This is a genomic window from Ruegeria sp. CDSA079 (assembly GCF_059612245.1).
The window spans coordinates 191698-217874 of the sequence record NZ_JBXWQF010000006.1; the positions used below are offsets into that span (position 1 = coordinate 191698).

General features: G+C 58.6%; 24 protein-coding genes. 13 read left to right on the forward strand and 11 right to left on the reverse strand.

The features are described from left to right. Positions 1-10: 10 nt before the first annotated feature. Positions 11-586 carry a histidine phosphatase family protein gene (locus AC2FJZ_RS08735; protein ID WP_496777048.1) on the reverse strand — a complete coding sequence of 192 codons (576 nt, stop codon included), beginning with the start codon at positions 584-586 and terminating at the stop codon, positions 11-13. Beyond that, entirely contained in the window at positions 583-1104 is a 522-nt protein-coding gene (gene cobU, locus AC2FJZ_RS08740; protein WP_496777049.1) for a bifunctional adenosylcobinamide kinase/adenosylcobinamide-phosphate guanylyltransferase, read from the reverse strand. The genes AC2FJZ_RS08735 and cobU overlap by 4 nt, the downstream gene beginning before the upstream one ends. A 99-nt stretch (positions 1105-1203) precedes the next feature. Here cobU and AC2FJZ_RS08745 point away from each other — a divergent pair, with 99 nt between their 5' ends. The 6 genes from AC2FJZ_RS08745 (at position 1204) to AC2FJZ_RS08770 (ending at position 7774) form a co-directional block, all read left to right on the forward strand. Beyond that, positions 1204-2082: an RNA polymerase factor sigma-32 gene (locus AC2FJZ_RS08745; protein ID WP_496777051.1), complete on the forward strand. Its 879-nt coding sequence runs from the start codon at positions 1204-1206 to the stop codon at positions 2080-2082. Next, positions 2079-2903, forward strand: a complete 825-nt coding sequence (locus tag AC2FJZ_RS08750; RefSeq protein WP_496777052.1) for a ChaN family lipoprotein — start codon at positions 2079-2081, stop codon at positions 2901-2903. The genes AC2FJZ_RS08745 and AC2FJZ_RS08750 overlap by 4 nt, the downstream gene beginning before the upstream one ends. 63 nt (positions 2904-2966) lie before the next feature. Further along, positions 2967-4163 carry a bifunctional phosphopantothenoylcysteine decarboxylase/phosphopantothenate--cysteine ligase CoaBC gene (gene coaBC / locus AC2FJZ_RS08755; protein ID WP_496777054.1) on the forward strand — a complete coding sequence of 399 codons (1197 nt, stop codon included), beginning with the start codon at positions 2967-2969 and terminating at the stop codon, positions 4161-4163. Between the two features lie 15 nt (positions 4164-4178). Beyond that, positions 4179-4634, forward strand: coding sequence for a dUTP diphosphatase (gene dut, locus AC2FJZ_RS08760; protein ID WP_496777056.1), 456 nt, complete (start codon positions 4179-4181; stop codon positions 4632-4634). Next, positions 4634-5683: a HesA/MoeB/ThiF family protein gene (locus tag AC2FJZ_RS08765; RefSeq protein ID WP_496777058.1), complete on the forward strand. Its 1050-nt coding sequence runs from the start codon at positions 4634-4636 to the stop codon at positions 5681-5683. The genes dut and AC2FJZ_RS08765 overlap by 1 nt, the downstream gene beginning before the upstream one ends. 75 nt (positions 5684-5758) lie before the next feature. Continuing rightward, positions 5759-7774 carry a M3 family metallopeptidase gene (locus AC2FJZ_RS08770; protein ID WP_496777060.1) on the forward strand — a complete coding sequence of 672 codons (2016 nt, stop codon included), beginning with the start codon at positions 5759-5761 and terminating at the stop codon, positions 7772-7774. Between the two features lie 2 nt (positions 7775-7776). Here the strand turns inward: AC2FJZ_RS08770 and AC2FJZ_RS08775 are convergent, their stop codons facing one another. From AC2FJZ_RS08775 to AC2FJZ_RS08800, 6 genes are read right to left on the reverse strand one after another with little or no spacing between them, the layout of a single operon-like run. After that, positions 7777-8709 (reverse strand): 2-hydroxyacid dehydrogenase, encoded by a 933-nt coding sequence (locus AC2FJZ_RS08775; protein ID WP_496777062.1) that lies wholly within the window; start codon positions 8707-8709, stop codon positions 7777-7779. A 15-nt stretch (positions 8710-8724) separates the two neighbouring features. Then, a complete protein-coding gene (gene rodA, locus AC2FJZ_RS08780) occupies positions 8725-9864 on the reverse strand; it encodes a rod shape-determining protein RodA (protein WP_496777064.1) in 1140 nt (379 codons plus the stop codon). Beyond that, positions 9861-11810: a penicillin-binding protein 2 gene (gene mrdA, locus AC2FJZ_RS08785; protein WP_496777065.1), complete on the reverse strand. Its 1950-nt coding sequence runs from the start codon at positions 11808-11810 to the stop codon at positions 9861-9863. The genes rodA and mrdA overlap by 4 nt, the downstream gene beginning before the upstream one ends. Then, the gene (locus AC2FJZ_RS08790; RefSeq protein ID WP_496777067.1) at positions 11807-12343 is read right to left on the reverse strand and encodes a rod shape-determining protein MreD; all 537 of its coding nucleotides are present in this window, start codon (positions 12341-12343) and stop codon (positions 11807-11809) included. The genes mrdA and AC2FJZ_RS08790 overlap by 4 nt, the downstream gene beginning before the upstream one ends. After that, complete coding sequence (gene mreC, locus AC2FJZ_RS08795) at positions 12336-13238, reverse strand: rod shape-determining protein MreC (RefSeq protein ID WP_050604118.1); 903 nt, start codon at positions 13236-13238, stop codon at positions 12336-12338. The genes AC2FJZ_RS08790 and mreC overlap by 8 nt, the downstream gene beginning before the upstream one ends. 58 nt (positions 13239-13296) lie before the next feature. After that, the gene (locus AC2FJZ_RS08800; RefSeq protein WP_039523195.1) at positions 13297-14343 is read right to left on the reverse strand and encodes a rod shape-determining protein; all 1047 of its coding nucleotides are present in this window, start codon (positions 14341-14343) and stop codon (positions 13297-13299) included. Between the two features lie 155 nt (positions 14344-14498). On the opposite strand from AC2FJZ_RS08800, the gene AC2FJZ_RS08805 reads away from it, so the two are divergent. Next, on the forward strand, positions 14499-15284 hold the full coding sequence (locus tag AC2FJZ_RS08805) for a 23S rRNA (adenine(2030)-N(6))-methyltransferase RlmJ (RefSeq protein ID WP_496777069.1): 786 nt from the start codon (positions 14499-14501) through the stop codon (positions 15282-15284). Between the two features lie 168 nt (positions 15285-15452). Here the strand turns inward: AC2FJZ_RS08805 and AC2FJZ_RS08810 are convergent, their stop codons facing one another. Continuing rightward, the gene (locus AC2FJZ_RS08810; RefSeq protein WP_496668647.1) at positions 15453-17021 is read right to left on the reverse strand and encodes a 2-isopropylmalate synthase; all 1569 of its coding nucleotides are present in this window, start codon (positions 17019-17021) and stop codon (positions 15453-15455) included. A 291-nt stretch (positions 17022-17312) separates the two neighbouring features. Here AC2FJZ_RS08810 and AC2FJZ_RS08815 point away from each other — a divergent pair, with 291 nt between their 5' ends. After that, a complete protein-coding gene (locus AC2FJZ_RS08815; RefSeq protein ID WP_496777071.1) occupies positions 17313-17978 on the forward strand; it encodes an SDR family NAD(P)-dependent oxidoreductase in 666 nt (221 codons plus the stop codon). A 4-nt stretch (positions 17979-17982) separates the two neighbouring features. On the opposite strand, the gene AC2FJZ_RS08820 is transcribed toward AC2FJZ_RS08815, so the two are convergent. Beyond that, positions 17983-19461, reverse strand: coding sequence for an MORN repeat-containing protein (locus AC2FJZ_RS08820; RefSeq protein ID WP_496777073.1), 1479 nt, complete (start codon positions 19459-19461; stop codon positions 17983-17985). 153 nt (positions 19462-19614) lie between these two features. Between AC2FJZ_RS08820 and AC2FJZ_RS08825 the strand changes: the two genes are divergently transcribed. The 3 genes from AC2FJZ_RS08825 to AC2FJZ_RS08835 all read left to right on the forward strand — a co-directional run bounded on the left by AC2FJZ_RS08825 (position 19615) and on the right by AC2FJZ_RS08835 (position 23280). Next, positions 19615-21273 carry an NAD+ synthase gene (locus tag AC2FJZ_RS08825; RefSeq protein ID WP_496777074.1) on the forward strand — a complete coding sequence of 553 codons (1659 nt, stop codon included), beginning with the start codon at positions 19615-19617 and terminating at the stop codon, positions 21271-21273. A gap of 264 nt (positions 21274-21537) precedes the next feature. Continuing rightward, positions 21538-21813 carry a hypothetical protein gene (locus AC2FJZ_RS08830; protein ID WP_496777075.1) on the forward strand — a complete coding sequence of 92 codons (276 nt, stop codon included), beginning with the start codon at positions 21538-21540 and terminating at the stop codon, positions 21811-21813. Positions 21814-21948: 135 nt separating this feature from the next. Beyond that, positions 21949-23280 (forward strand): NAD(P)/FAD-dependent oxidoreductase, encoded by a 1332-nt coding sequence (locus tag AC2FJZ_RS08835; RefSeq protein WP_496777126.1) that lies wholly within the window; start codon positions 21949-21951, stop codon positions 23278-23280. A gap of 4 nt (positions 23281-23284) precedes the next feature. Here AC2FJZ_RS08835 and AC2FJZ_RS08840 read toward each other — a convergent pair whose 3' ends face one another. Further along, positions 23285-24217: an MBL fold metallo-hydrolase gene (locus AC2FJZ_RS08840; protein WP_496777076.1), complete on the reverse strand. Its 933-nt coding sequence runs from the start codon at positions 24215-24217 to the stop codon at positions 23285-23287. A gap of 116 nt (positions 24218-24333) precedes the next feature. Here AC2FJZ_RS08840 and AC2FJZ_RS08845 point away from each other — a divergent pair, with 116 nt between their 5' ends. Both AC2FJZ_RS08845 and gltX read left to right on the forward strand, forming a co-directional pair. Continuing rightward, the gene (locus AC2FJZ_RS08845; RefSeq protein ID WP_496777078.1) at positions 24334-24768 is read left to right on the forward strand and encodes a DUF1801 domain-containing protein; all 435 of its coding nucleotides are present in this window, start codon (positions 24334-24336) and stop codon (positions 24766-24768) included. A gap of 75 nt (positions 24769-24843) precedes the next feature. Continuing rightward, a complete protein-coding gene (gene gltX, locus AC2FJZ_RS08850) occupies positions 24844-26169 on the forward strand; it encodes a glutamate--tRNA ligase (protein ID WP_496777079.1) in 1326 nt (441 codons plus the stop codon). The last annotated feature ends 8 nt before the right edge of the window (positions 26170-26177 follow it).

The following is a 26177-nucleotide window of genomic DNA, read 5'->3' on the forward strand; positions in this document are numbered from 1 at the left end:
CGGGGCCTGTTCACGGAAGGTGATTGATCTTTCCGACCGACCAATTGCTGCCCAAAGTTACATCTGTAACTGACAGATTATCGATCCGGTGTGAAAAGGTCTGTTGCCCATCCAGATCGAGGGCGCGTTGTACCTGGGTAAGGATCACACCGAAATGTGCGACGATCACCAGATCTCGAGCTGTATGAGTTGAAACAAGCGCGTCGATGGCCGCGTCGACCCGGGCACGAACGTCGTTCCAGCTTTCGCCTTGTGGCGGACGGACGTCGCCGGGATTGTCCCAATAGGCAAAGGCCAGTTCCGGGTCTTCTGCTTCGATTTCTGCAAAACCCCGCAGTTCCCAGTTGCCGAAATGAATCTCACGAAGGTCTGGATCATGAGGCAGGCGTTGGCGCTGGCCCTGAATGGCTGATGCTGTGTCGATGGCGCGGGACAGGTCAGAAGAGATCACAAGTGCGTCGGGCGGCAGATGGTCGTGCAGACGCTTCAGGGCCTCTTTGTCGCTCAGGTCAGCGGGCAGATCGGACCAGCCAACCATGGTTTTTGCATGGGTTGGGCCGTGCCGGACGAGGTGAAGACGCGTCATGGCAATTGCCCTTTCAGAACCAAAGGCAACCCGGCTGTCACCTGTACCACCAGATCCGCCTGCGCCGCCAACGCGATGTTCAGCCGCCCTTGCGCCTCGCGGAATCGGCGGGCGAGCGCGTTGTCCGGGACGATCCCATGACCCACTTCGTTCGAGACGATCACAACCTGGGCCGGGCAAGCGCTCAGGGCGTCCAGCAGGTCGGTCTGTGCCGTATCCAGATCGGAGTCCGTCAGCAGATGATTGCTCAGCCACATGGTGGCACAGTCGATCAGGCAAATCTGATTTTGGGACAAGCGGGCCAGAACCGGACCCAGATCAAGAGGTTCTTCAACCGTGGTCCAGCCGTCGCCCCGTTGCACGAGATGGCGATCAACCTTCTGGCGCATCTCGTCATCAAACACTTGTGATGTTGCAAGGTAAACGCGGCTTTTCCCTGCGGAAACAACCCGTTCTTCGGCAAAAGCCGACTTTCCTGAGGCGGCTCCACCCAGAACCAAGGTTAAATCCGGCGACACAGTTCTTACCTATTGATGATCCACATAGCGCTGTTTTGCGTATCGGTCATAGGTCGGCAAAGCAAGCCCGGCCAACGCCTGCAAACACGGGAGAGGTTTATGGCACTGGATAATGCGACAGACTTTTCGATGTCCCGGCAAGCGATGAAGGCCGAGCTGCTGGATGCGGAGACGGAACTCAAGCTGGCTTACGCATGGCGCGATGAGCGCGATGAAAAGGCTCTGCACCGGCTGATTACGGCGTATATGCGGCTGGCGATTTCGATGGCGGCCAAGTTCAAACGCTATGGCGCGCCGATGAACGACCTCATCCAAGAGGCGGGCTTGGGGCTGATGAAAGCTGCGGACAAATTCGACCCGGACCGTGGCGTGCGCTTTTCGACCTATGCCGTCTGGTGGATCAAGGCGAGCATTCAGGATTATGTTATGCGCAATTGGTCCATGGTGCGGACGGGTTCGACCTCGGCTCAAAAATCGCTGTTTTTCAACATGCGGCGCGTTCAGGCCCGGTTGGAGCGTGAGGCTGCAACGGAAGGGTTCGAGTTGGATCGCCACCAATTGCATCAGATGATCGCCACAGAAATCGGCGTTCCCCTGCGCGATGTTGAGATGATGGAAGGGCGTCTGTCCGGTTCGGATTATTCTTTGAACGCCGTGCAGTCGGCGGACGAGGATGGCCGCGAATGGATCGACGCATTAGAAGATGATCGCGAACAAGCGGCTGAAGCGGTTGAACACAGCCACGATACCGAGCAATTGCGCGAATGGTTGCTGACGGCGATGTATGCGCTGAACGATCGCGAACGCTTCATCGTGCGCGAGCGTAAGCTGCGCGAGCCCGCCAGAACGTTGGAGAGCCTGGGCGATGAGCTGGGATTGTCCAAGGAACGCGTGCGCCAGCTTGAGGCTGCGGCCTTTTCAAAAATGCGTAAGAACCTTGAAGCCCAGTCGCGCGAGGTGCAACACTTCATCGCATGAAACATCTTGCGATTCTTGTGTGTGTTCTTAGCTTTACGGTTTCCTCAGCGCGACCGGGGGTGTCAGAAGGTTTGTTACCCGATAACGCGCTGACCGCGATGCGGGGTGCTGATGTCGTGATCCTGGGCGAAGTGCATGACAACCCCAGGCATCACCACGTACAGGCCGAAGCGCTTGAAGCTGTGTCGCCTTCGGCTGTTGTATGGGAGATGGTGACCGAAGAGGGCGCTCAACGGCTGTCGCAAAAGGCAGTTTCTGACCCTGATGAGCTGGGCCGTATCCTGAAATGGGCCGAGAGCGGGTGGCCGCCGCTCAGCATGTATTACCCCGTTTTCCAAGCCTCAAGTGCGCCAGTTTACGGGGCAATGGTGCCCCGAACGGCTGCGCGCGCCGCGATGGAACGCGGGGCGGCGACAGCTTTGGGCGCGGATGCAGCGCGGTATGGCTTGACCGTGCCACTGGCGCCCGAGGAACAGTCCGCGCGCGAGACGGATCAACTGGCCGCCCATTGCGATGCTCTGTCGGCTGAAATGTTGCCTCAGATGGTTGCGATCCAACGCTTGCGCGATGCGGTTCTGGCCCGTGCAGTCGTGCGAGCGATGGAGGAAACCGGAGGGCCGGTTGCCGTGATCACAGGCAATGGCCATGCGCGGACAGATCGGGGTATCCCAACCTATCTCGCACGCCTTCAACCGGGGTGGAAGGTGGTTTCCGTAGGACAATCCGAAGACGGCGTCATTGATGGTGACTTCGACATCGTAATCGACAGTCCAACGATAGTGCGCGAAGACCCTTGTGCAGCGTTTCAGGTGCAGAATTAATCGCTGGAACTACCTGCGGGCCTTGCCTAATGTCAGGGCCGACCGGCACAGGAAGGGCTGAACATGCTGTCATCCAAACGTATTCTGCTGATCATCGGTGGCGGGATCGCGGCCTATAAGTCGCTGGACCTGATCCGCAGGCTACGTGAACGCGGCGCAGCTGTGAAACCCGTTCTGACCCGCGCAGCGGAAGAATTTGTAACGCCCTTGTCTGTGTCCGCGTTGGCAGGCGAAAAAGTCTATCGCGATTTGTTCGATCTGACTGATGAGGCCGAGATGGGGCATATTCAATTGTCACGCTCGGCTGATCTGATCGTCGTAGCCCCGGCAACGGCGGACCTGATGGGCAAGATGGCTGCTGGGCTCGCCAATGATTTGGCGTCGACCCTTCTGATGGCCACCGACACACCTGTTCTGTGCGCGCCCGCAATGAATGTGCGTATGTGGGACCATCCGGCCACGCAACGCAACCTGAAGCAGCTTCAGGAAGATGGCGTGCGCTTTGTCGGCCCGAACGAGGGCGATATGGCCTGTGGCGAGTACGGTCCGGGGCGCATGTCAGAACCATTGGAAATCGTGGCAGCGATCGAGGCGCAGCTAACTGCGGGCCCTTTGCTGGGCAAACGCGTGCTGGTGACCTCTGGCCCTACGCACGAACCGATTGACCCGGTGCGCTATATCGCGAACCGGTCGTCCGGGGCGCAAGGTGCCGCTGTGGCGCGTGCTCTGGCGGATTTGGGGGCCGAGGTGATCTTTGTCACCGGTCCTGCAGATGTGCCTCCTCCGGCAGGTGTGCAGGTCGTATCGGTCGAGACCGCGCAACAGATGTCGGATGCCGTCGATGCGGCTCTGCCCGTGGCCGCGGGCGTGTTCGCAGCAGCAGTGGCGGATTGGCGTGTTGCCAGCGCGTCGGACAAGAAGCTGAAGAAAAGCCGCGACGGCCTGCCTGTACTGGAATTTGCCGAAAACCCGGACATCCTGAAACGAGTATCCCGAATGGATGTGGGCCGCCCACCGCTGGTGGTTGGCTTTGCGGCTGAAACGGACGATGTGGTCGAACACGCAACGGCCAAACGGTTGCGCAAAGGCTGCGATTGGATCGTCGCCAACGATGTCAGCCCGGCAACCGGCATTATGGGTGGGTCCGAGAATGCGGTCATCCTGATCTCGGATAGTGGAGCAGAGGAATGGCCGCGTCTGGGGAAGGACGAAGTTGCCCGGCGGCTGGCGGCAAAGATCGCAAACGCATTGGCAGGCTGAAGGAAAGGCAAGGGCATGGTTGCAATTCGAGTAATCCGTGAAGACGGAGCAGACCCCGCCGTGGCGCTTCCATCTTATGAAACGTCAGGGGCGGCTGGCGCGGATGTGCGTGCTAATCTACCCGACGGCGTGCCGATAGCTCTGGATCCCGGTCAACGCGCACTGGTGCCAACCGGCCTGCGCATCGAAATCCCGCAAGGGTATGAGGTTCAGGTTCGGCCCCGCTCGGGTTTAGCATTGAAACACGGGATTACACTGCCCAATACGCCAGGCACCATTGACAGCGATTATCGCGGCCCCTTGGGTGTGATCGTTATGAATGCAGGCCAGGACCGGTTCGAGATCGCCCATGGCGACCGCATTGCGCAGCTTGTGGTCGCGCCGGTCGTGCAGGCCAAGTTTGAACTGACCAGGGCGCTGGGCGATACGGATCGCGGGGTTGGCGGTTTCGGCTCAACCGGGCGCGGCTGATGCTGCTTGTTCTTGGTCTGGCCGCGGGACTTTGGGGTGTTGGCTATATGGCCGGTACGTCAAAAACAGCGCGTGTGGTTTCGGTCAGTGTGCTGTTGGGGGGGGTGATCCTGTCTCATCTTACTCTGCCCGACGGACATCCGCTGCGTCAGGCGACGGGCGGCTCGGCTGCAATGTGGCTGATCCTTGCGGGTTTCGCGGCCATCATTTTGCTATATGGCAGAGTTCTGAAAGCCCTGCGAAATCGCGCGGGGTCAGTTTCAGACCAGGAACCCGCCATGCCCACCGACCGATTTACCGAGACCGAGCTGGACCGCTATGCCCGCCATATCGTTTTGCGCGAACTGGGCGGGCCGGGTCAGAAAAAGCTGAAAAAGGCGCGGGTTCTGGTGATTGGCGCGGGTGGTTTGGGTGCCCCTGCTTTGCAATATCTGGCGGCCGCTGGAGTAGGCACAATCGGTGTCATCGATGATGACGTCGTCGAGAACGCCAACCTGCAGCGACAGGTCATTCATCGGGATACAGATATCGGGATGCCCAAGGTTTTTTCGGCCCAGCAAGCGATGGAGGCGCAAAACCCGAACGTGGTGGTTCTTCCTTATCATCGCCGGTTGAGCGATGAGATCGCGACCGACCTGTTTGCCGACTTCGATCTGATTCTTGACGGCACCGATAATTTTGAGACCCGCTATCTGGCGAACCGAACGGCTGTCGCGCTGGGCAAGCCATTGATCTCGGGGGCTTTGTCGCAGTGGGAAGGGCAACTGAGTGTGTTTGACCCGGCCAATGGCAGTCCTTGCTATCAGTGCATTTTCCCCGAAGCTCCGGCCCCCGGATTGGCCCCGTCCTGTTCCGAGGCTGGTGTGATCGGCCCGCTGCCGGGTGTTGTTGGATCAATGATGGCAGTTGAGGCGATTAAGGTAATCACGGGCGCGGGAATGGCGCTGCGCGGCGAGATGCTGATCTATGACGCGCTTTATGGGGAAAGCCGCAAAATCACTCTGACCCGCCGCGCCGATTGCCCCGTCTGTGGTACCGCAAACGATTAACATTTCTTTACGCAGGCCTGGGGTTCTGGAACACCCGGCCATGGCGACTTAGCTATAGGGTCAAAGGAGATCTGCATGACCAATCCGATCCTGTCCAATTGGACCACCCCATTCGAAATCGCGCCTTTCACTGATATCTCGGATGATGATTTCTCGCCTGCGCTGGATAAGGCGATGAAAGCGCATAATGCCCAGATTGACGCAATTGCAGCGAATCCAGAGGTGCCTACATTTGCCAACACGGTTGAGGCGCTTGAGGCCGCAGGCGAGCAACTGGACAAGGTTCTGTCGGTCTTTTTCACTGTCGCAGGTGCAGATAGCAATCCCAAGCGGGAAGAGCTGCAACGGGAGTTTTCCCCCAAACTTTCGGCACATTTTTCAGGGATTTCCTCGAATAAGGCGCTGTTCAAACGCGTTGCCGACCTTTGGACGCGGCGTAATGATCTGAACCTTTCCGAAGAACAGGCCCGCGTGCTGATGCTGACTCATCGGGGTTTCGTGCGCGCTGGTGCAGCCTTGGAAGGGGACGCTGACGCCCGTATGCAAGAGATCAAATCGCGTCTCGCCTCATTGGGTACATCCTTTACGCAGAACCTGTTAGCGGATGAGCGAGACTGGTTCATGGATCTGACCGAAGAGGATTTGCAGGGCCTGCCGGAATTTGTCGTGGACGCGGCCCGCGCTGCTGGGCAAGAGAAGGATGCCGAGGGGCCAGTTGTTACCCTGTCGCGGTCATTGATTGTTCCGTTCCTGCAGTTCTCGCCCCGCCGGGACCTGCGTGAAAAGGCCTATCGCGCCTGGGCTGCGCGCGGGGCCAATGGTGGAGAGACTGACAACCGCGACATTGCGGCTGAGATTTTGGTGCTGCGCAACGAACGCGCCAACCTGCTGGGCTATGACACTTTCGCCGATTATAAGCTGGAAACCGAAATGGCCCGCACGCCGGACCGCGTGCGTGAGTTGTTGATGCAAGTGTGGGAACCGGCCAAGTCCCGCGCCGATGCCGACGCTGAAATCCTGACGCAGATGATGCAGGAAGACGGCATCAATGGCCCGCTGGAAGCCTGGGATTGGCGTTACTACGCCGAAAAACGGCGCAAGGCGGAACACGATCTGGATGAGGCGGCGTTGAAACCTTACTTGCAACTGGATCGTATGATCGAAGCTTCGTTTGCATGTGCCAACCGGCTGTTCGGGTTGGAGTTCAAACCGTTGGATGTACCGCTCTATCACCCTGACTGCCGAGCTTGGGACGTCACACGTGACGGGAAGCACATTGCCGTTTTTATCGGTGACTACTTTGCCAGGGGTTCCAAGCGGTCTGGTGCCTGGTGCAGCGCGATGCGAGCGCAGGCCAAGTTTCCGAAAGCTCAGGCACCGGTTGTCATCAATGTCTGCAACTTCGCCAAAGGTGAACCCGCCTTGCTGTCTTATGATGACGCGCGGACGCTGTTCCATGAATTCGGCCATGCCCTGCATCAGATGCTGTCCGATGTGACCTATGAAAGCATCTCGGGCACGTCCGTGGCGCGCGATTTCGTCGAATTGCCCAGCCAGCTTTACGAACACTGGTTGGAAGTGCCCGAGGTTCTGGCCGAGTTTGCGACGCATGCCGAAACGGGCGAACCGATGCCGCAAGAGATGCTGCAAAAGGTACTAAACGCCGCCAATTTCGATCAAGGATTCCAGACAGTTGAATATGTCGCCTCGGCCCTTGTTGATCTGGCATTCCACGACGGTGAGGCACCGGCAGACCCGATGGCAAGACAGGCCGAAGTTTTGGCGGAATTGGGGATGCCGCGTGCCATCGGAATGCGCCACGCGACCCCGCATTTTGCGCATGTCTTTGCGGGTGATGGCTATAGCTCGGGTTATTACAGCTACATGTGGTCCGAGGTGATGGATGCAGATGCCTTTGCCGCCTTTGAAGAGGCGGGTGGTGCCTTTGATCCGGAACGTGCCAAGGCGCTAGAGGACAATATCCTGTCCACCGGCGGGTCGCGCGAGGCGGAAGACCTGTATCTGGCGTTCCGGGGTCGATTGCCGGGAGTGGACGCCCTGTTGAAGGGCCGCGGCTTGATCGCGGCCTGAGTTCAGTAGCCCAGAGTGCGATCCACCAGATGCACAAAGGGTTCACCGGCCTCGCCACGTCGGATGTTTTCGCAAATGACCTGCGCGGCTGTGACCGGGCGGGTTTCAGATGCGATGTGAGGGGTCACAGTGACGTTCGGATGCGCCCAATAGGGGTGATCGGCGGGCAGGGGCTCGACACGGAACACGTCCAGCGTCGCGTGGCCGATCTGACCCGTGTTCAGGGCATCCAATAGCGCCTCGTCGTCGATCAGCGGGCCGCGACCCGGGTTAATGATCCGCGCACCCTTGGGCAGCAAGGCCAGCGTTTCGGCGTTCAGCGCGTTTTCTGTGGCGGGGGTATCGGGCAGCAACAGCACCACGATCTCTGCCTGAGAAAGCGCTTGGCGGAGGCCTTCGTGGCTATGCAGGCAGGTCACACCGGGGATGTCCTTGGCGGTGCGACTCCAACCGGTGACTTGAAAGTTAAGCGCCGCCAGCGCACGGACGGCAGCTTCGCCCAATGCGCCAAGACCTAGAACGCTGATCTTGCGGTCCTGGGCCAATGGAATTGCGTCCGGGCCCCATGCGCCATCCTGTACGGTGATGTGCCGGTCCATCCCCAGATGATAGCGCAGCACGTGGCCCACCACCCATTCGGTCATGCCCTGGGTCAGCCCGTGATCCACCATCCGAGCCAGCGGAACGGTCAGCGTTTCATTATCCGCGATCTTTTCGACCCCGGCCCAGAGACTCAGTACCGCTTTCAGACGCGTGAAGGGTGCAAAATCCTGCAACCCGCCATTTGGGGCGTAGATTACGTAATCGACCTGATCCGGTTCAAAATCCGTTCCAAGCCGGACGTCCACACCGGCCTCATCAAGATATTGCGTCAGCAGCGGTTCATACACAGGCCAAAGGGCAGGGCGCGCAGAAAACAGGACGTTTACGGGCATCAGGGGCCTTTCAAGTCAGCGGGGACGGTGGATATGTGCGCTTTGGACGATGCCAAATGCGGCCATCAGAACCAACATGGCCGAGCCGCCATAGCTGACCATTGGCAGCGGCACGCCGACGACTGGGGCCATGCCCATCACCATCGACATGTTGACAGCAAAGAACAGGAAGAAGTTCAATGCAATGCCCAGAGTGACCAGTGAAGAAAACCGATCCTTGGTTGCCAAAGCTGTAACCATACAGAACAAAAGGATCAGCGTGTAGAGGGTCAACAGCGTGATACCGCCGACAAATCCGAACTCTTCCGCCAGCGTCGTGAAAATGAAGTCGGTGTGCTTTTCAGGCAGAAAGTTCAACCGGGACTGTGTCCCTTGCATGAACCCGCGCCCGTTCCAGCCCCCGGACCCCAGGGCGATCTTGGATTGGGTGATATGATACCCGGCACCTAGTGGATCGGTTGATGGGTCCAGAAACGTGTCAATTCGGCGGAACTGATAGTCCTTGAGCAATTGCCATTCGGTTCCTCGGCTATTGAACACAGTGGCGATCAACCCCACAACCGCGGCGATAACGGCTGCAAAATAGGCCCAGTGGACACCTGCGAGAAACATCAAGCCGCCACCTGCGGCCAACAACAGGATCGACGTACCAAGGTCCGGTTGCTTCAGAACCAACAACGTGGGCAGGATGATCAGCGCCACCGGGATAAAAACCCAAAGCGGGCGAGAGGTCTTGTGCGAAGGCAACCAGTCGTAATAGGCCGCCAGAACCATGACCAGCGCGACCTTCATGACTTCTGAGGGTTGCAGGCGCATGAAACCAAGGTCGATCCAGCGCTGCGCGCCCATACCGATGGTCCCGAACAGTTCAACAAAGACCAGCAACGCGACTGAGCCCAGATAGGCCAGAACGGACATGTTGCGCCAGAACCAGATCGGCACCAGCGCAATGATGAACATCGCAGTCAGGCCAAGTCCGAAACGTTCCATTTGCGGCTCGGCCCAGGGTGTCCACGACCCGCCCGCGACCGAATACAGCATCAGGAACCCCGCACTGGCCGTGCTGATCAGCAGCAGGGTCAGCGGCCAGTTCATGTACAGGAATTTTCGGAACCCAGACGGCGTGGATTTGACGGCATATTCAAGATAGCTCATGCGCGGTCCTTTCCGTCCGGACGCGCTTTGGGCCGACGGTCGCCTTCAAGCCGTTTTTGCTGTTCCTTGATACGCTCGCGATCCGCAACGGGGTACGCATCGAGAGGAGGCGTGCCGTTATAGAGCGCTTGAAGCATGATATCCCGCGCCACGGGGGCCGCGGCCTTGGACCCGCCGCCGCCATGTTCAACCACGACCGCAATGGCGTATTTGGGTTTGTCGTACGGGGCAAAACTGACGAACAGCGCGTGGTCGCGGCGTTCCCAGGGCAGATCCTCGTTACGGATCACACCGGCGGCACGTTCGGCTTTTGTGATATTTCGCACCTGGCTGGTGCCGGTTTTACCCGCCATGCGGAAATCTTCCGCGATAATGCGGCTGCGATAAGCCGTACCGCGACGGTCGTTCGAAACAGACCACATCGCGTCGCGGATATATTTGAGATTGGTGGGGCTGATCTCAAGAGGTTCACCCGCACCGCTGGGCTGCTCAATCCCGTTGACAGATCGCACCAGACGGGGCGAGACCGCGCGTCCTGTGGCAATCCGAGCGGTCATCAACGCCAATTGCATGGGCGAGGCCAGCATGAATCCCTGCCCAATCGACGCATTGGCGGTATCGCCGCTAAGCCACTCTTGGCCATGGACCCGTTGTTTCCATTCCTGATTGGGTGCCAACCCGGCGCGCACAGCAGACATGGGGATGTTGTGCTTGATGCCTAGCCCCAAGGTGCGCGACATGTCGGAAATTCTATCGATCCCAACCTTCAAGGCCACGTCGTAATAGTAAACGTCGCAACTGCGCTTCAGTGATGTATTGAGGTCCACCATGCCATGTCCGCCGCGCTTCCAGCAGTGGAAGCGGCGGCTGCCGACTTTCAGATGGCCGGGGCAGTAAACGGTGTTGCCGGGGCCGATGACACCGGCCTCAAGTGCGGCCAGCGCGGTAACCATCTTAAAGGTCGAACCCGGCGGATAAGTGCCCTGGACCGTCTTATTCGCCAGCGGGCGGTACTTGTCCTGCGTCAGCATCCGGTAGTCCGCGACCGAGATACCACGCACGAACAGGTTTGGATCGAAACTGGGCGCAGAGGCCATCGCGCGCAAGTCACCGGTTTCACAATCGATCACAACAGCGGCGGCGCTTTCCCCGGCCAGACGGGCCTGTGCGTATTGCTGCAGGTCTGCGTCGACAGACAGCTGCAAATCGGCTCCGGGTTGGCCTTCTTGCCGGTCCAGCTCGCGCATGACACGACCGGTCGCGTTGACCTCGACACGCTTGGCGCCGGCCTTGCCGCGCAAAGAAATTTCTTGCTTCGCCTCAAGACCCACCTTGCCAATCTGAAATCGCGGGATTCGCAGAACGGGTTCAGGGTCTTCGATCTGGCTGAGGTCGTAATCACTGACCGGCCCGACATAACCAACGATATGGGCGAAATCCTCATAGCGTGGATATTGTCGCGTCAGACCTACCTCGGGTGTGACACCCGGTAGCGCCGGGGCGTTGACGGCAACTTTCGAAATGTCTTCCCAGGTGACCTGATCGGCCAGCGTGACCGGCAGGAACGGGGCCGAGCGGCGCATTTCGGTCCGGGCCCGTTCGATCTCGTCATCATTCAGCGGGATCAGTTCGGACAATTTGCTGATCACCTGGTCCACATCACCTGCATCTTCGCGCACTATGACGATGCGGTACGAGGGCGAGTTCTGCCCAATGATCTGCCCGTTGCGGTCGTAGATTCGCCCGCGGTTCGGGGGGATCAGGCGGATGTTGATGCGGTTTTCCTCGGCCAGCAGGCGATATTCATCGGCCTGGTCCACTTGCATGAACCGCATACGTGCTGCCAGCCCGCCAACAAAGGCCGCTTGCAGACCACCCAATAGCAGTGCCCGCCTTGGCAGGCGTTTATAGGCCAGACCCTGAGACTTGGGCTTGCGCGGTTTCATGCCCGACCTCCTACCGCACCGGCATCCGATGCAGACAGGCGACGAACTCCAAACACGCCTTGGCTCAGTGCCACAAGGATCGGATAGCAGGCAATTGTCAGCACGAGTTGGATCAATACGGGCCACAGCGCGGCCTGTTGCACGGACAAGATTGAAAGAATGACTCTGTTCACCAGAAAGACACCTGTGATGACCACGCCAACGGACATCCATTCACCGATAAAACCGGTATCTTTCATACCCGGCGCCGCCGAGCGCAGATAGGCTGATCCAAAGACAACCAACGCTGCCAAAAGGCCAGGTGGGCGTTGCAGTAGAAGATCCGCCATCAGCATGACGAAAGCAACCAGCAGGGTTGGGACATAGTCGGGGCGACGCAGCACCCAGGCAAAGGTCAGGGCAATCAGAACGTCAGGAAAGGGCCAACGGCCGGGTTGTGCATCCAAAGGCAACAAGTGCAGGAACAGCACCATAAAGGCCAGCGCCGCATAAAGGCCACGCATGGCCCAGTTATGTGAGGTGGGCTTATCCATCGCTCAGCTCTTCGGGCGACAGGGCGACTTCGGGGCGGGTGGGGCCGACGATACCGCCGGGGTCTTGAATGGTCGGGGCCGAGTTGAACCGCAGAACCCGCAGAAACTCCAGCCGTTCGAAATCGGCCGACAAACGCACGCGCAATCGACCACCCGGGTCCGATGCGATCTGGCCGACCAGCAATCCGGCCGGAAACACGCCGCCGTCGCCGGATGTAATGACGCGATCTCCGGGACGAACCAGTTCACGATTTTCAAGGAACTCGACCACGGGTGCCGACGTGTTGTCCCCTTTGATCAACGCGGTCTGGCCCGAGGGCTGGATGGTTGCGGGGATGGCGCTGGTGGCATCTGTCACCAGAATAACGCGGGCGGTGTCCGGGCCAACGCCCGATATACGCCCAACCAGGCCGATGCCATCCATTGTGGCCCATCCATCGACGATGCCGTCGCGTTGACCCACATTCAGCAAAACAGATTGCCGGAAGGGCGAGCCGCTGTCAGCCATCACAACACCGGTGATATAGGTCAGACGGGGGTCAAGCCGCACATTGTTCAGATCGAGCAGCCGCGCGTTTTCCTGTTCCAGTTGCAGCGCCGCTTCTTTCCAGGCGCGCATCAGGCGCAATTCGCTACGCAGCTCACGGTTTTGTTCGCTCAGGCGCTGATAGCTTTGGAAATCGCGTACAAGGTTCACGGCGGCGGTCACGGGAACCATGGCCCATTCCATCGAAGGAACCACAGCATCCACCACCTGCGCGCGGAACCGTTCTACGCGCGGACTGTCGATACGCCAGACCAGAAAGATTCCCAAAAGGCACAGGATAACGATGCCCAGCAGCAAGCGCCGCAAGGGGGTTGTGTAGTCATCGCGCTGTGATCGGTCTTTTGCCACAGGTTACCTTCCCGTGCTGCTCGTGCCGAATTTACCCTATGTGCAAAGGGTGCGCGCCTTAGCTTTCGTAGTCAATCGCATGGCGCAGCTGTTTTTCATATTCTAGCGCCTTACCGGTGCCCAAAGCCACACAATTCAGGCTTTCGTCGGCAATCGACACGGCCAGACCGGTCTGTTCACGCAGGGCCAGATCCAGATCACCCAGCAGCGCACCACCGCCTGTCAGCATCACGCCCCGGTCCACAATGTCCGCAGCCAAATCGGGCGGAGTGGTTTCCAGAGCGGTCATCACCGCCTCGCAAATCTGCTGAACAGGTTCCGAGAGCGCTTCGGCAACCTGCGCCTGGCTGATCTCGATTTCTTTGGGCACACCGTTCAACAAGTCGCGCCCACGGATGTGCATCGACTGACCACGGCCATCATCTGGCATACGGGCGGTGCCGATGGTGGTCTTGATCCGTTCTGCCGTGGATTCACCGACCAACAGGTTCTGCTGACGGCGCAGGTACGAGATGATTGCTTCGTCCATACGGTCTCCACCAACGCGGACCGAGCGGGCGTAAACGATGTCACCCAGCGACAAAACCGCAACTTCGGTCGTACCACCACCGATATCGACGACCATGTTGCCGGTCGGGTCGGTGATCGGCATACCCGCGCCGATCGCCGCTGCAATCGGTTCTGCAATGAGGCCCGCGCGACGCGCGCCTGCGGACAGAACCGACTGACGGATTGCGCGTTTTTCAACCGGGGTCGCACCATGAGGCACGCAGACGATGATTTTGGGTTTTGAGAAGGTCGAACGTTTGTGCACCTTGCGGATGAAGTGCTTGATCATCTCTTCCGCCGTGTCGAAGTCGGCAATCACACCTTCGCGCATCGGGCGGATGGCTTCGATCGAACCGGGGGTCCGGCCCAGCATCAGCTTGGCGTCTTCGCCGACAGCGAGAACTTTTTTCACACCGTCCTTGACGTGGTAGGCAACCACCGAGGGTTCAGACAGGATGACACCGCGCCCCTTGACGTAAACCAGCGTGTTTGCTGTTCCAAGGTCGATAGCCATGTCCGCTGTGAACAGGCCGCCCAGATTGCCAAAGATCCCCATGTTTCCCCTGATCCTGTATGTCGGTTTTTCTACTGCCCGCGACTCGACGGTTCCGGGACGGATGACTTATAGGGTGCCATCACGCCCGGTAAAAGGGCTGATTCCGCGACAATCAGCACCTTTCCGCCTTATTGAATGGGACTTTAGAAGGCAAAATGCTCTCTTATCAACACATTTACCACGCCGGCAATCTGGCTGATGTCCAAAAGCACGCTTTACTGGCGTGGGTGCTGAATTATTTGACGCGCAAGGACAAGCCGCTCAGCTATGTCGAAACGCATTCCGGGCGGGGCTTGTACAAGCTGGATGCGGCCGAGTCCGTGCGCACCGGAGAGGCGGCTGCAGGGATTCAGCGGGTACGGCAAGAAGGGTGGTTCGGACCGGACCATCCGATGGCGCAGGTTTTGGAAAACGTGCAGGCCCGTCACGGCGTTTCCGCTTATCCGGGCTCACCTCTGGTTGCGGCCAATCTGCTGCGGGATCAGGACAGCCTGCATTTTGCAGAGTTGCATCCGCAGGAACATGCGGCTCTGGCTTTGGCCATGTCGCCCTATGGGGCCAGGGTTTACCAGCAAGACGGTTTTGCGCTGGCGCAGTCATTGCTTCCACCTACACCGCGCAGGGGAATGATGCTGATCGACCCGAGTTATGAGGTCAAAACCGATTATGACCGCTTGCCCGGGATCATCGCCAAGCTGCACCGCAAGTGGAATGTCGGGGTCATCGCGCTGTGGTATCCAATCCTGTCGGATAAGCGCCACCTGCCCATGATCCGCGCGCTGAAGTCGCAAAGCTACCCCAAAGCAGCCTGTCACGAGGTGACGTTCCCTCCGGTTCGGGAAGGGCACCGGATGATCGGATCTGGGATGTTCATCATCAACGCCCCGTTTAGTATCGAAGATGAAATGGACCGTCTGTCCGCTTTGTTTGCCCAGCTTTGAACAACGGTTTGGTGAACCGTACCGGCGGCTTCTGCCTCGTTGGTCTGCATCAAAGATGCCGTCAAACAAATTGGGCCTGGCAGTGCGATATAAGCGCACGGCCAGGCCCAAAACCCAAGATGAGACGGCGAAGCCGGTTCGCCGCGGGTGCGGGAGCCTTTGTTCCGTTCAGGTCAGATCTTTGTAGCTGATCTCACGCGCGTCTGCGCCCGGACCGGCCTTTTCTCGACGCATGATCAGGCGGTTCAATGCATGGATATATGCTTTGGCCGAGGCAACGACCGTGTCTGTATTGGCCGACTGACCTGTAGCGATCATGCCGTCCTCGCTCAGGCGAACAGAAACGGTAGCCTGCGCATCGGTGCCTTCGGTGACCGCGTGCACCTGATACAGCTGCAGCCGTGCTGTATTAGGATAGATTGCCCGGATCGCTTTGAAGGTCGCGTCCACCGGCCCGTCACCATGTTCAGTGGCGACAATGTCTTTGCCGTCCATTTCCAATTCAACGGTCGCTTCCGCCTGACCACCAGTGCCGCAGGTCACTTTCATCGAGACAAGCTGCAGGAAGTCATCGTGTTCATCCATTGTCATCAACGCGATCAGGTCGTCGTCAAACACCTCTTTCTTGCGATCAGCCAGATCCTTGAACCGCACAAAGATGTCTTTGAGTTGGTTGTCACCGACCTCAAAACCCAAGGTCTCGAGCTTATCGCGCAGCGCTGCGCGGCCCGAGTGTTTGCCCAACGGCAGAGATGTACCGGAGAGGCCAATGTCCTCGGGGCGCATGATTTCAAAGTTTTCGCGGTTCTTGAGCATCCCGTCCTGATGGATGCCGCTTTCATGGGCAAAGGCATTCTTGCCGACGATGGCCTTGTTGAACTGCACGCTGAAGCCCGACACGGTCGCCACCCTGCGCGAGATGTGCATGATCTTGGTGGTGTCGATACCGGTGTGCCACGGCATGATGTCATTGCGGGTGCGCAGGGCCATGACGACCTCTTCCAACGCTGTGTTGCCAGCACGTTCGCCCAGCCCGTTGATGGTGCATTCGATCTGGCGCGCGCCTCCTGCGACGGCGGCCAGCGAGTTCGCAGTCGCCATGCCAAGGTCATTGTGGCAGTGGGTGGCGAAGATTACCTCACCCGCGCCCGGAACCGTTTCGATCAGACGTTTGATCAGGTCAGCAGACTCTATGGGCGCGGTGTATCCCACCGTGTCGGGGATGTTGATCGTGGTTGCCCCGGCTTTGATCGCAATCTCGATCACGCGGCACAGATAGTCCCATTCCGTCCGGGTCGCATCCATCGGTGACCACTGAACGTTTTCGCACAGGTTGCGCGCGTGGCTGACCGTTTCGTGGATTTTTTCGGCCATCTCATCCATTGTCAGGTTTGGAATGGCGCGGTGCAGCGGAGAGGTGCCGATGAAAGTGTGAATCCGGTTCTTTTCGGCGTGTTTCACCGCTTCCCAACAACGATCAATGTCGGCAATATTGGCACGGGCCAGACCGCAGATGCGGCTGTTCTTCGCGCGTTGGGCAATCTCGGATACCGCTTTGAAATCACCTTCGGACGCAATTGGAAAGCCGGCTTCGATGATGTCGACGCCCATCTCGTCCAGAAGCTCGGCGATTTCCAGCTTTTCGTCATGGGTCATGGTGGCGCCGGGGCTCTGCTCGCCGTCGCGCAAAGTGGTGTCAAAGATCAAGACGCGGTCTTGGTCGGTCACGTTGGTCATGGGAATCTCTTTCTTGTCTGTCCTAAAGCCTTATTGGCGCGCTGGCGTCCTCCTCTGAGCGGGCGCGCCGGATGGCACGCTCAGAGGCGGATTAGGATCAGTAGGCCACGCTGAGACGCACCGCGCAGGGCGGTGTCGGCACAAAGGATATTTGCATGGTTGATCATGGGATTGAGGTTATACAGAGCCCGCCGGGAATGAAAAGACCAATTTGCGCCCAAGAGGTCATCCACTGGTATTCTCATTCCAGCCCAACTTGATTGTATCGTCCGCGCAGCTAGCTGGATGCAGATGAAAACAGCATTGATCATCGGAGCCTCGGGCGGAATTGGCGCAGCGGTCCGCACCATCTTGGAAACGCAGGGCATTTCGGTGACGGGCCTGTCGCGGTCATTGGACGGGTTCGATCTAACCGATCCGGATCATGCTTTGCAGATACTTGATGGGCAGGCAGGCCCGTTTGACTTGATTCTGGTCGCGTCCGGGGCGTTGGAGATCGAAGGGGCTGCACCGGAAAAGACAATTCGTGCGGTTTCGGCCAAGGCGATGATGGATCAGTTTGCCCTTAACACGGTTGGTCCGGCTTTAGTCCTGAGCCGGTCGCATAAGCTGTTGCCCCGCAAGGGACGATCGGTTTTCGCGGTCCTGTCGGCGCGGGTGGGGTCCATAGGGGACAATCGGATGGGGGGCTGGATCAGCTACCGGGCCGCCAAGGCCGCGGTTAATCAGGTTGTTCATACCGCGGCCATCGAGCTATCGCGCACGCGTAAACAGGCGATTTGCGTCGCCCTACACCCGGGAACCGTGAGAACTGCGTTCACACAGAAGTACCTGAACCGGCATCCCGCTGTAGAGCCTGAAGACGCCGCTCAGAATCTGTTGTCAGTGATCAATGGGCTCACACCGACTGATACCGGCGGGTTTTTCGATTGGGCCGGGCATCCCGTTCCTTGGTGAGGGCTTACCCGTCGGATGCCTCGGGCGCTTCGGCTGGATCATCAGGCGCAGGCTGTGGATCTTGAGCGTCTGATTCGCTTTGCTGTTCAGAAGCCCCGCCCGGCAACACTCCGTTTTCCCAGATTCCGGTTTCTTCCTGCCCGTTGGCATAGCGCATCGTTCCGCTGCCCTGCCGCTTGTTGTCGACAAAATTGCCTTCATACACATCGCCGTTTGAATAGGTGGCGACGCCCTCGCCTTCGATCTTGCCCTCGGACCAGTCGCCTACGAATTTGAACCCGGCAGGGGTCACAATTTCCCCTTTGCCATGCCGTTTTCCCTTCAGGAAATCACCGGTATAGACTGTCCCGTCGGAATAGGTCGCTTTGCCCTTGCCCTGCCGAACACCATCGATCCATTCACCGTCATAGACCGACCCGTCTGCACGTGTCACCACACCCTTGCCGTGGCTTTGCGCGTTCTTGAACTGGCCCTTGTAGATCATACCGTTGGCATAGGTGGCCGTGCCCTGACCCTCGATCACGCCCGCAATCCAATCGCCTTCATAGGTTGACCCATCGGGATACGTGATGCGGCCGGTCCCCTCGGCCAGATCAGCAACAAAATCGCCAACGTAGACCGAGCCATCGGGATAGGTCAGCTCTCCCAGGCCTTCGATCTGTCCTTGGTTCCAGTCGCCGGTATACACAAATCCATCCGTACCGGTGAACGTGCCCTTGCCCTGACGGCGATCATCGACAAAATCGCCTTCATATACGTCGCCTTGCGCGTGGGTCACTTTGCCTTTGCCCTGACGGCGCCCTTCCACCAGATCACCTTCGTATACATCGCCATTGGCATAGGTCAGACGACCGGTGCCAGTGATCTGATCCTGAGCCCATTCACCGGAATAGATCATGCCGTCGGGCATGGTTTGCATGCCTGTGCCATCGCGCAAGCCAGCACTGACATCACCTTCATACACACTGCCATCTGCATAAGTGATTTTGGCCTCACCTTGCCGCTGACCGTCAACCCAGTCGCCATCATAGATGTATCCGTCGGGATAGGTCAGAACGCCTTTGCCGTGCCGCTGGGCGTTTTTGAACTCACCTTCATAGCGTGTGCCGTTTGCAAATTGTGCAACACCTGTGCCGTTGATCGACCCGTTGGACCATTCGCCGTCAAAGCTGCTGCCATTGGCGTAGACGATCTTGCCGCGCCCTTCGGGCTGGCCCTTGGCAAAACTGCCTTCATAGATCGATCCGTCGGGATAGCGGGTGACGCCCTGGCCTTGAATCTCGCCCTCGACCCATTGGCCAGTATATTCAAACCCGTTGGGCAGCCGGTATGTTCCCGTCCCGTGGCGCAACCCGTTTTCATAGGTGCCTTCATAGACACCGCCAACCTCGTCATCCTTTACGATGACAGTTCCGTCCTGAGCAAACGCCGTCGCAGCCAGACTCATCCCCGCTGCCAGAATCGTGTATCGGATTACGTTCATTTTTATCCTGCCTGCCGGGTCATTGCTGGTTGCATCTTTGCGCGCAAAACTAGGATACCGTCGAGGGCAGGGCAACGGCTTTTGCCGCATTGGCCTTTTACTCGCGCGGTGATCTGCTAAATGGCAATAGGACTGACGAGGCAAGAGGGCAGCATGGCCGACCGTTTCCGCATCACTTTGGCGCAACTGAACCCGACTGTGGGCGACATCGAAGGCAACGCAGCCAAGGCCGTTTCCGCGTGGAAGAAAGGCAAGGCAGCCGGTGCTGATCTGGTGGCCTTTCCCGAGATGTTCATCACCGGGTACAACACGCAGGATTTGGTCCAGAAGCCGGTGTTTCACAGTGCAGCCATGGAGGCGGTCGAGGCGTTGGCCAAGACGTGTTCAGACGGCCCCGCGATTTCCATAGGCGCGCCCTGGGCCGAAGAGGGTAAACTGTTCAATGCCTACCTGATCCTCAAGAACGGGCGGATCACCAGTAAGGTTTTGAAACATCATCTGCCGAACGAAACCGTGTTTGACGAAGTGCGCCTGTATGATGCCGGTCCTCTAGGCGGGCCCTATTCAGTTGGAAACTTCCGAATTGGCAGCCCAATCTGCGAGGATGGCTGGCACCCGGACGTGGCGGAAACACTCGAAGAAACCGGGGCCGAGTTTTTGCTGATCCCCAACGGATCGCCCTATTTCCGCGACAAATACGACGTGCGCCTCAACCATATGGTGGCACGGGTGGTCGAAACAGGTTTGCCACTGATCTATCTCAACATGGTTGGCGGGCAGGACGATCAGGTCTTTGACGGGGCCAGCTTTGGCCTGAATCCGGGCGGAGAGCTGGCCTTTCGGATGCCTGTATTTGACGAAACTGTCTCTCAGGTTGACGTTGAGCGTGGTGACGATGGTTGGCGGATCGTGACGGCCGAAATTGTTCCTCAGCCAAGTGTGTGGGAACAGGATTATCGCGCGATGGTGCAATCGCTGCGCGACTACATGGGCAAGACGGGTTTCAAAAAGGCGCTTCTGGGCCTGTCTGGGGGCGTCGATTCCGCGTTGGTGGCGGCAATCGCGGTCGATGCCATCGGGGCCGACAACGTGCGTTGCGTGATGTTGCCGTCGGAGTACACCAGCCAGGCCTCGCTTGACGATGCAGAAGCCGTCGCCAAGGCATTGGGCGTGCACTACGATTTTGTGTCGATTTCCGAAGGCCGGGCAGCGGTAACAAATACTTTGGCCCCTTTGTTCGAAGGTTTGGACGACGGGCTGACCGAGGAAAACATTCAGTCCCGCCTGCGCGGGCTGCTGCTGATGGCGATCTCGAACAAGTTCGGTGAAATGCTGTTGACCACCGGCAACAAATCCGAGGTCGCAGTGGGGTATGCCACGATCTATGGGGACATGAACGGCGGCTATAACCCGATCAAAGACCTGTACAAAACGCGCGTGTTTGAAACGTGCCGCTGGCGCAATGCCAATCATCGCGACTGGATGATGGGCCCCGAGGGCGAGGTGATCCGCCCCTCGGTCATCGACAAACCGCCAAGCGCAGAGTTGCGGGAAGATCAGAAAGACAGCGACAGCCTGCCAGATTATCCGGTGTTGGACGGTATCCTTGAGATCCTTGTCGATCAGGATGGATCCATCGCCGATTGCGTTGCGGCCGGGTATGACGAAGCAGAGGCGCAGCGGGTCGAGCACCTGATCTATATCAGTGAATACAAGCGGTTCCAGTCCGCTCCAGGGACGCGCCTTAGCAAGCGGGCGTTCTGGCTGGATCGGCGCTATCCAATTGTGAATCGCTGGCGCGATCGGACCTGAGTTTCGGGTTTGAGTTGAAGCCTGCGGAAACAGTACCTAACCCTCAGGGTGATTGTGCCCATTACGTGGGAAATGAGGTTTGATTTGAGGCGGTTACAGCTGTCTCAGTCTTGTTTTTGTGACATTTTTCTGCCACATTTTTGCTTGGAAGTTGCCCGATGTGGGGCGGATGCGGCGCATTTCTAAGTGGTACACGTAGTTTTGGTTCTAGGTACGTGCGGCGCATCCCGGGTTGGATGTCTGAGTGAATGGTGTGGTGTTACAATGTACAAGGAATATGATAACTCGCTTCATGGTCCGATGCGATTTCGGACCATAGAATCTCCACCGCAAGATGTGGATGAAGAAAAACTGGATGCGGCAATTGCCGGCCTTCTGGACGAACAGCGGGAATTGGATGAGCAAGCTGCGCTCCATTTCCGAACTGAGTTCCCGAGACTGCTGCCTCAGAAGGAAGTGACGGCACAAACCTCTAGCAAACAAAGCGGGTTGTCCGCGATATTGCGCCAGAAATGGGCTGAGCTGTCGGGCGCGGCATAGCACAGCTTTAGCGACGCAGGTGTTGGTGTCTGGGCCACAGGCGCCAAAATACTGTAGCGATGTCTTAGATTCATATTGCCTAAAGGCCATTAGCGGGTCTCCATGCCGGTCCGAGTGACCGAGTATGATCTGCTGATGACCGCGCCCAAGCCGACCCCTGTAGAATCCGAATTGGCCCTTCCCAAAGCAGTAGATGTTGTTGTCATTGGCGGCGGCATCATTGGGACGTCCACTGCGTTGGAACTGGCAGAGCGTGGCGCGTCTGTCCTTTTATGTGAAAAAGGCCAGATCGCGGCCGAACAAAGCTCGCGCAACTGGGGTTGGGTGCGTCTGGGAATGCGCGACCCCAGGGAAATCCCTCTGATGCAAGAGGCTTTGCGCATCTGGCAATCGCTGGACGACCGTCTTGGGCGCAAAACGGGCTATACCCAATCCGGCATCCTGTTTGGGGCGTCTGGCAAACGGGACATCGGCAATCTGAAGCGGTGGATGCAGCATGTGGAGGGCTTGCAGACAGGTGCCCGGATGGTGTCCGGGGGCGAGCTTGCAGATTTGCTGCATGGGCATCAAACGGGTCTGGAAACAGCGCTTTTCATGCCGCAGGACGGTCGGGCCGAGCCGCAATGGGTTGCTCCCGCAATTGCCGAAGCTGCACGAGCCCGGAGCGCCGTGATCATGACGCAGTGTGCTGTCCGCAGTGTGGAAACCAAGGATGGGCGCATATCCGGTGTCTTTACAGAGCGTGGAAAAGTGACCTGTAAGCATGTTGTTCTGGCGGGAGGCGCGTGGTCGCGGTTGTTTGCCGGGAATGCGGGGATCGAGTTGCCGCAACTTAAGATTCTGAACACGGTTCTGCGCACGTCCCCCCTGCAAGAGGGGCCTGGGCCTGCCCTTTGGTCCGACGACTTTGCGATCCGCAAGCGGGCCGATGGCGGTTACTCAATCGCGTCCGGCCACGAAAACACCGTGGACATCGTACCTGACAGTTTTCGCTTGGCGCGGCAATTTCTGCCTGCCTTTGCGCTGGAGTGGAAATCTCTGCGTTTCCGCCTGTCCAAGCGCTGGGCCATCGAAGCGAGGCAAGATCGAAGCTGGTTGCCAACCGATGTGACGCCCTTCGAAAAGTGCCGGATACTGGACCCTGAGCCATCAAAAAGGGACTTGCGCCAGGCTTGGGCCAGCGCCTGCAAAGGGTTTCCTGCACTGCTAAACGCTGAGGTTATTCAAAGCTGGGCGGGTATGATCGATGTGACCCCTGATGCGATTCCCGTAATTTCGGGCGTGGACGAATTGCCGGGAATGTACATTGCCACAGGGTTTTCCGGCCACGGTTTTGGAATCGGACCCGGCGCAGGGCGTTTGATGGCTGATCTGGTTGCCGAAACAACGCCTTGTGTGGACCCGGTTGCCTTTCGCCTGTCGCGATTCAGCGACGGGTCAAAAGTGCGACCGGATCCGGGGTACTGACAGCTTAATCCATCATCTGGTAGCCGACCGGGACAAAGCGGAAGCCTTCTCCGCGCGCCTCAACATAGCCGGCCCCGGGGAAGGGCATGTGATAGCCGACCATCGGCACCTTGTCGGCAGCCAGCATACCAAGCACATTGCGGCGCGCGGCGGTTGCGGCGGCCTTGTCCATATCGAACCGGACTTCCCATTCCGGATGAGCGAAAGACCAGACATAGTGGTTGGCCAGATCTGCGGTCAGAACCAGACGCTGTCCGTTGCTTTCCAGATGGTAAACAGTGTGACCTGGCGTGTGGCCGAAAGCGGCAACTGCGGTGATGCCCGACGCGACCTCGCCCCCATCCTCGACAAAGGTCATATTCTCGGCCAGCGGCGTGACTTTTTCAGCGACCAGATCACCGACACGATTGCCTGCATCCTGAGCTGCCCAGAAATCATACTCCGAAGCGGCCGTCACATAGCGTGCATTGGCGAAAGTGGGCGCACCATCGGTCGTCATGCCGCCGATATGGTCGGGGTGCATATGTGTGATCACAACCACGTCGACCTGATCCGGGGTCACGCCTGCATCGGCCAACGCGGCCTGAATGCCACCTTGCCCCAGACCGGTGTCAAACAGCACCAGTTCCGAGCCTGTGTTGACCAGTGATGGGGTAAAGAAGAACTGAGCGGCGTCTGCCGGAATGAAGTTTTCCGCCGAAACTTTGGCGAATTCTTCATCAGTCGCTCCGCCGCCGAAAATCTCTTTGGCTCCGTCGCGTGGAAAGCTGCCATCCAGCAGGGTCGTGACTGTGAAGTCGCCAACATGAAGTGACTTGGCGATGGTGGAGTTTGCTTTGGTTTCCGGGCTTGCGGCCAGAACCGGTGCGGCTGCAGTTGCAAACGGCAAGGCAGCAGCAGTTCCCAAGGCGGCGCGGCGTGTGAGTTTAATCGTCATCTTTGTTCTCCCTGTCAGGACATCATTGGTTCAATTAGGGCGTCGTGAGTCTCTTGCCAGCTTATACGCCATCCAGATGGGGTGCGTGGATGAACATTACGTGTTAATTTTTGTTCATGGCGCGATCAGGCAACAAGACCCTTCCAACAGATCAAAGCGTTGCGGATTTCCTCGCGACGGTCCAACCGACGCGCCGCGCCGAAGAGGCACGTTCGCTGGACAAACTGTTTCGCGCCACCACCGGTTTTGCACCGGTCATGTGGGGCCCGTCGATCATCGGGTATGGCCGCTACCACTATCGCTACAAATCGGGTCGCGAGGGAGACTTTCTGGCAACCGGGTTTTCCCCCCGCAAATCAGCGCTGGTGATCTACATCATGCCGGGTTACGCAGATTTCGAGGAAATCATGACCAGATTGGGAAAGCACAAGCTGGGTAAATCCTGTCTCTATGTGAACAAGCTGGCGGATATCGACACGGGTGTTTTGTCTGAGTTAATCCGCGCCGGGTTGGACGATCTGAACAGGTTGTGGCCAGTTGAACCTGTCTGAATCACCTGATGAATCAAGCGGCGGCTGGACAAAATCGCCCCTATGTGACAAGAGCCGCGCCAACAGGAGACACCCATGACAACCACCCGTTTTGCCCCGTCACCCACCGGATACATCCACGTGGGCAACCTGCGCACCGCTCTGATGAACTATCTGATCGCCCGTAAGTCGGGCGGTACGTTCATTCTGCGTATTGACGACACCGACCCCGAACGCTCGAAAGAAGAATATGTCGATGCCATCAAGCAGGACCTGGAGTGGCTGGGGCTGCATTGGGATAAGGTCGAGCGTCAGTCGGACCGACTGGACCGCTATGCTGAAGCTGCGGACAAGCTGCGTGAGATGGGCCGGTTTTATGAGGCGTTTGAGACGCCGACCGAGCTGGACCTGAAGCGCAAGAAGCAACTGAACATGGGCAAACCGCCAGTCTATGACCGCGCCGCGCTGAACCTGTCAGAAGCCGAGAAAGAGGCGTTGCGGGCCGAGCGTGGCAGTGGCGTCTGGCGCTTCAAGCTGGATCACGAGCGGATCGACTGGACTGATGGAGTTCTGGGTGACATTTCGATTGATGCGGCTTCGGTATCTGATCCGGTTCTGATCCGGGGTGATGGTCAGGTGCTTTATACGCTGGCCTCCGTAGTGGACGACACCGAAATGGGCGTGACCGATGTGGTGCGTGGCTCGGACCATGTGACCAATACTGCGACCCAGATTCAGATCATCGAGGCGTTGGGCGGCACCTGCCCCCGATTTGCGCACCATTCGCTGTTGACCGGTCCGCAGGGCGAGTCGCTCTCGAAACGTTTGGGGACGCTGGCACTGCGCGACCTGCGCGAGCAAGGCGTACAGCCAATGGCACTGCTGAGCCTGATGGCGCGGCTGGGCTCGTCTGATCCGGTCGAGCTGCGTTCGGACATGGCCGAGCTGATCGACGGGTTCGACATCACGCGCTTTGGTGCTGCACCGACCAAGTTCGACGAGCAGGACCTGTTCCCGCTGACAGCCAAGCATCTGCAATCACTGCCGCTGGCCGATGTGTCCGATGCCGTATCGGGTGCAGGTGTTCCGGCAGAACTGGCCGAGCCGTTCTGGGCCATGGCGCGCGAGAGCATTACCACTCTGGCAGATCTTAAGGGCTGGTGGGCGCTGTGCCGCGACGGGGCCGAGCCGCTGATCGCCGATGAAGACCAAGAGTTCATCGCCGAGGCGATGGCTTTGCTGCCCGAAGGCCCGTTCGATGGCGAGAGCTGGGGCACCTGGACCAAGGCCGTTAAGGAGGCGACAGGCCGCAAAGGCAAAGGCCTGTTCATGCCGCTGCGCAAAGCGCTGACCGGTATGGAGCGCGGGCCGGAAATGGCTGCTTTGATGCCGCTGTTGCAGGTGATCCGCGCGCGCGGCTAACCTGGTTG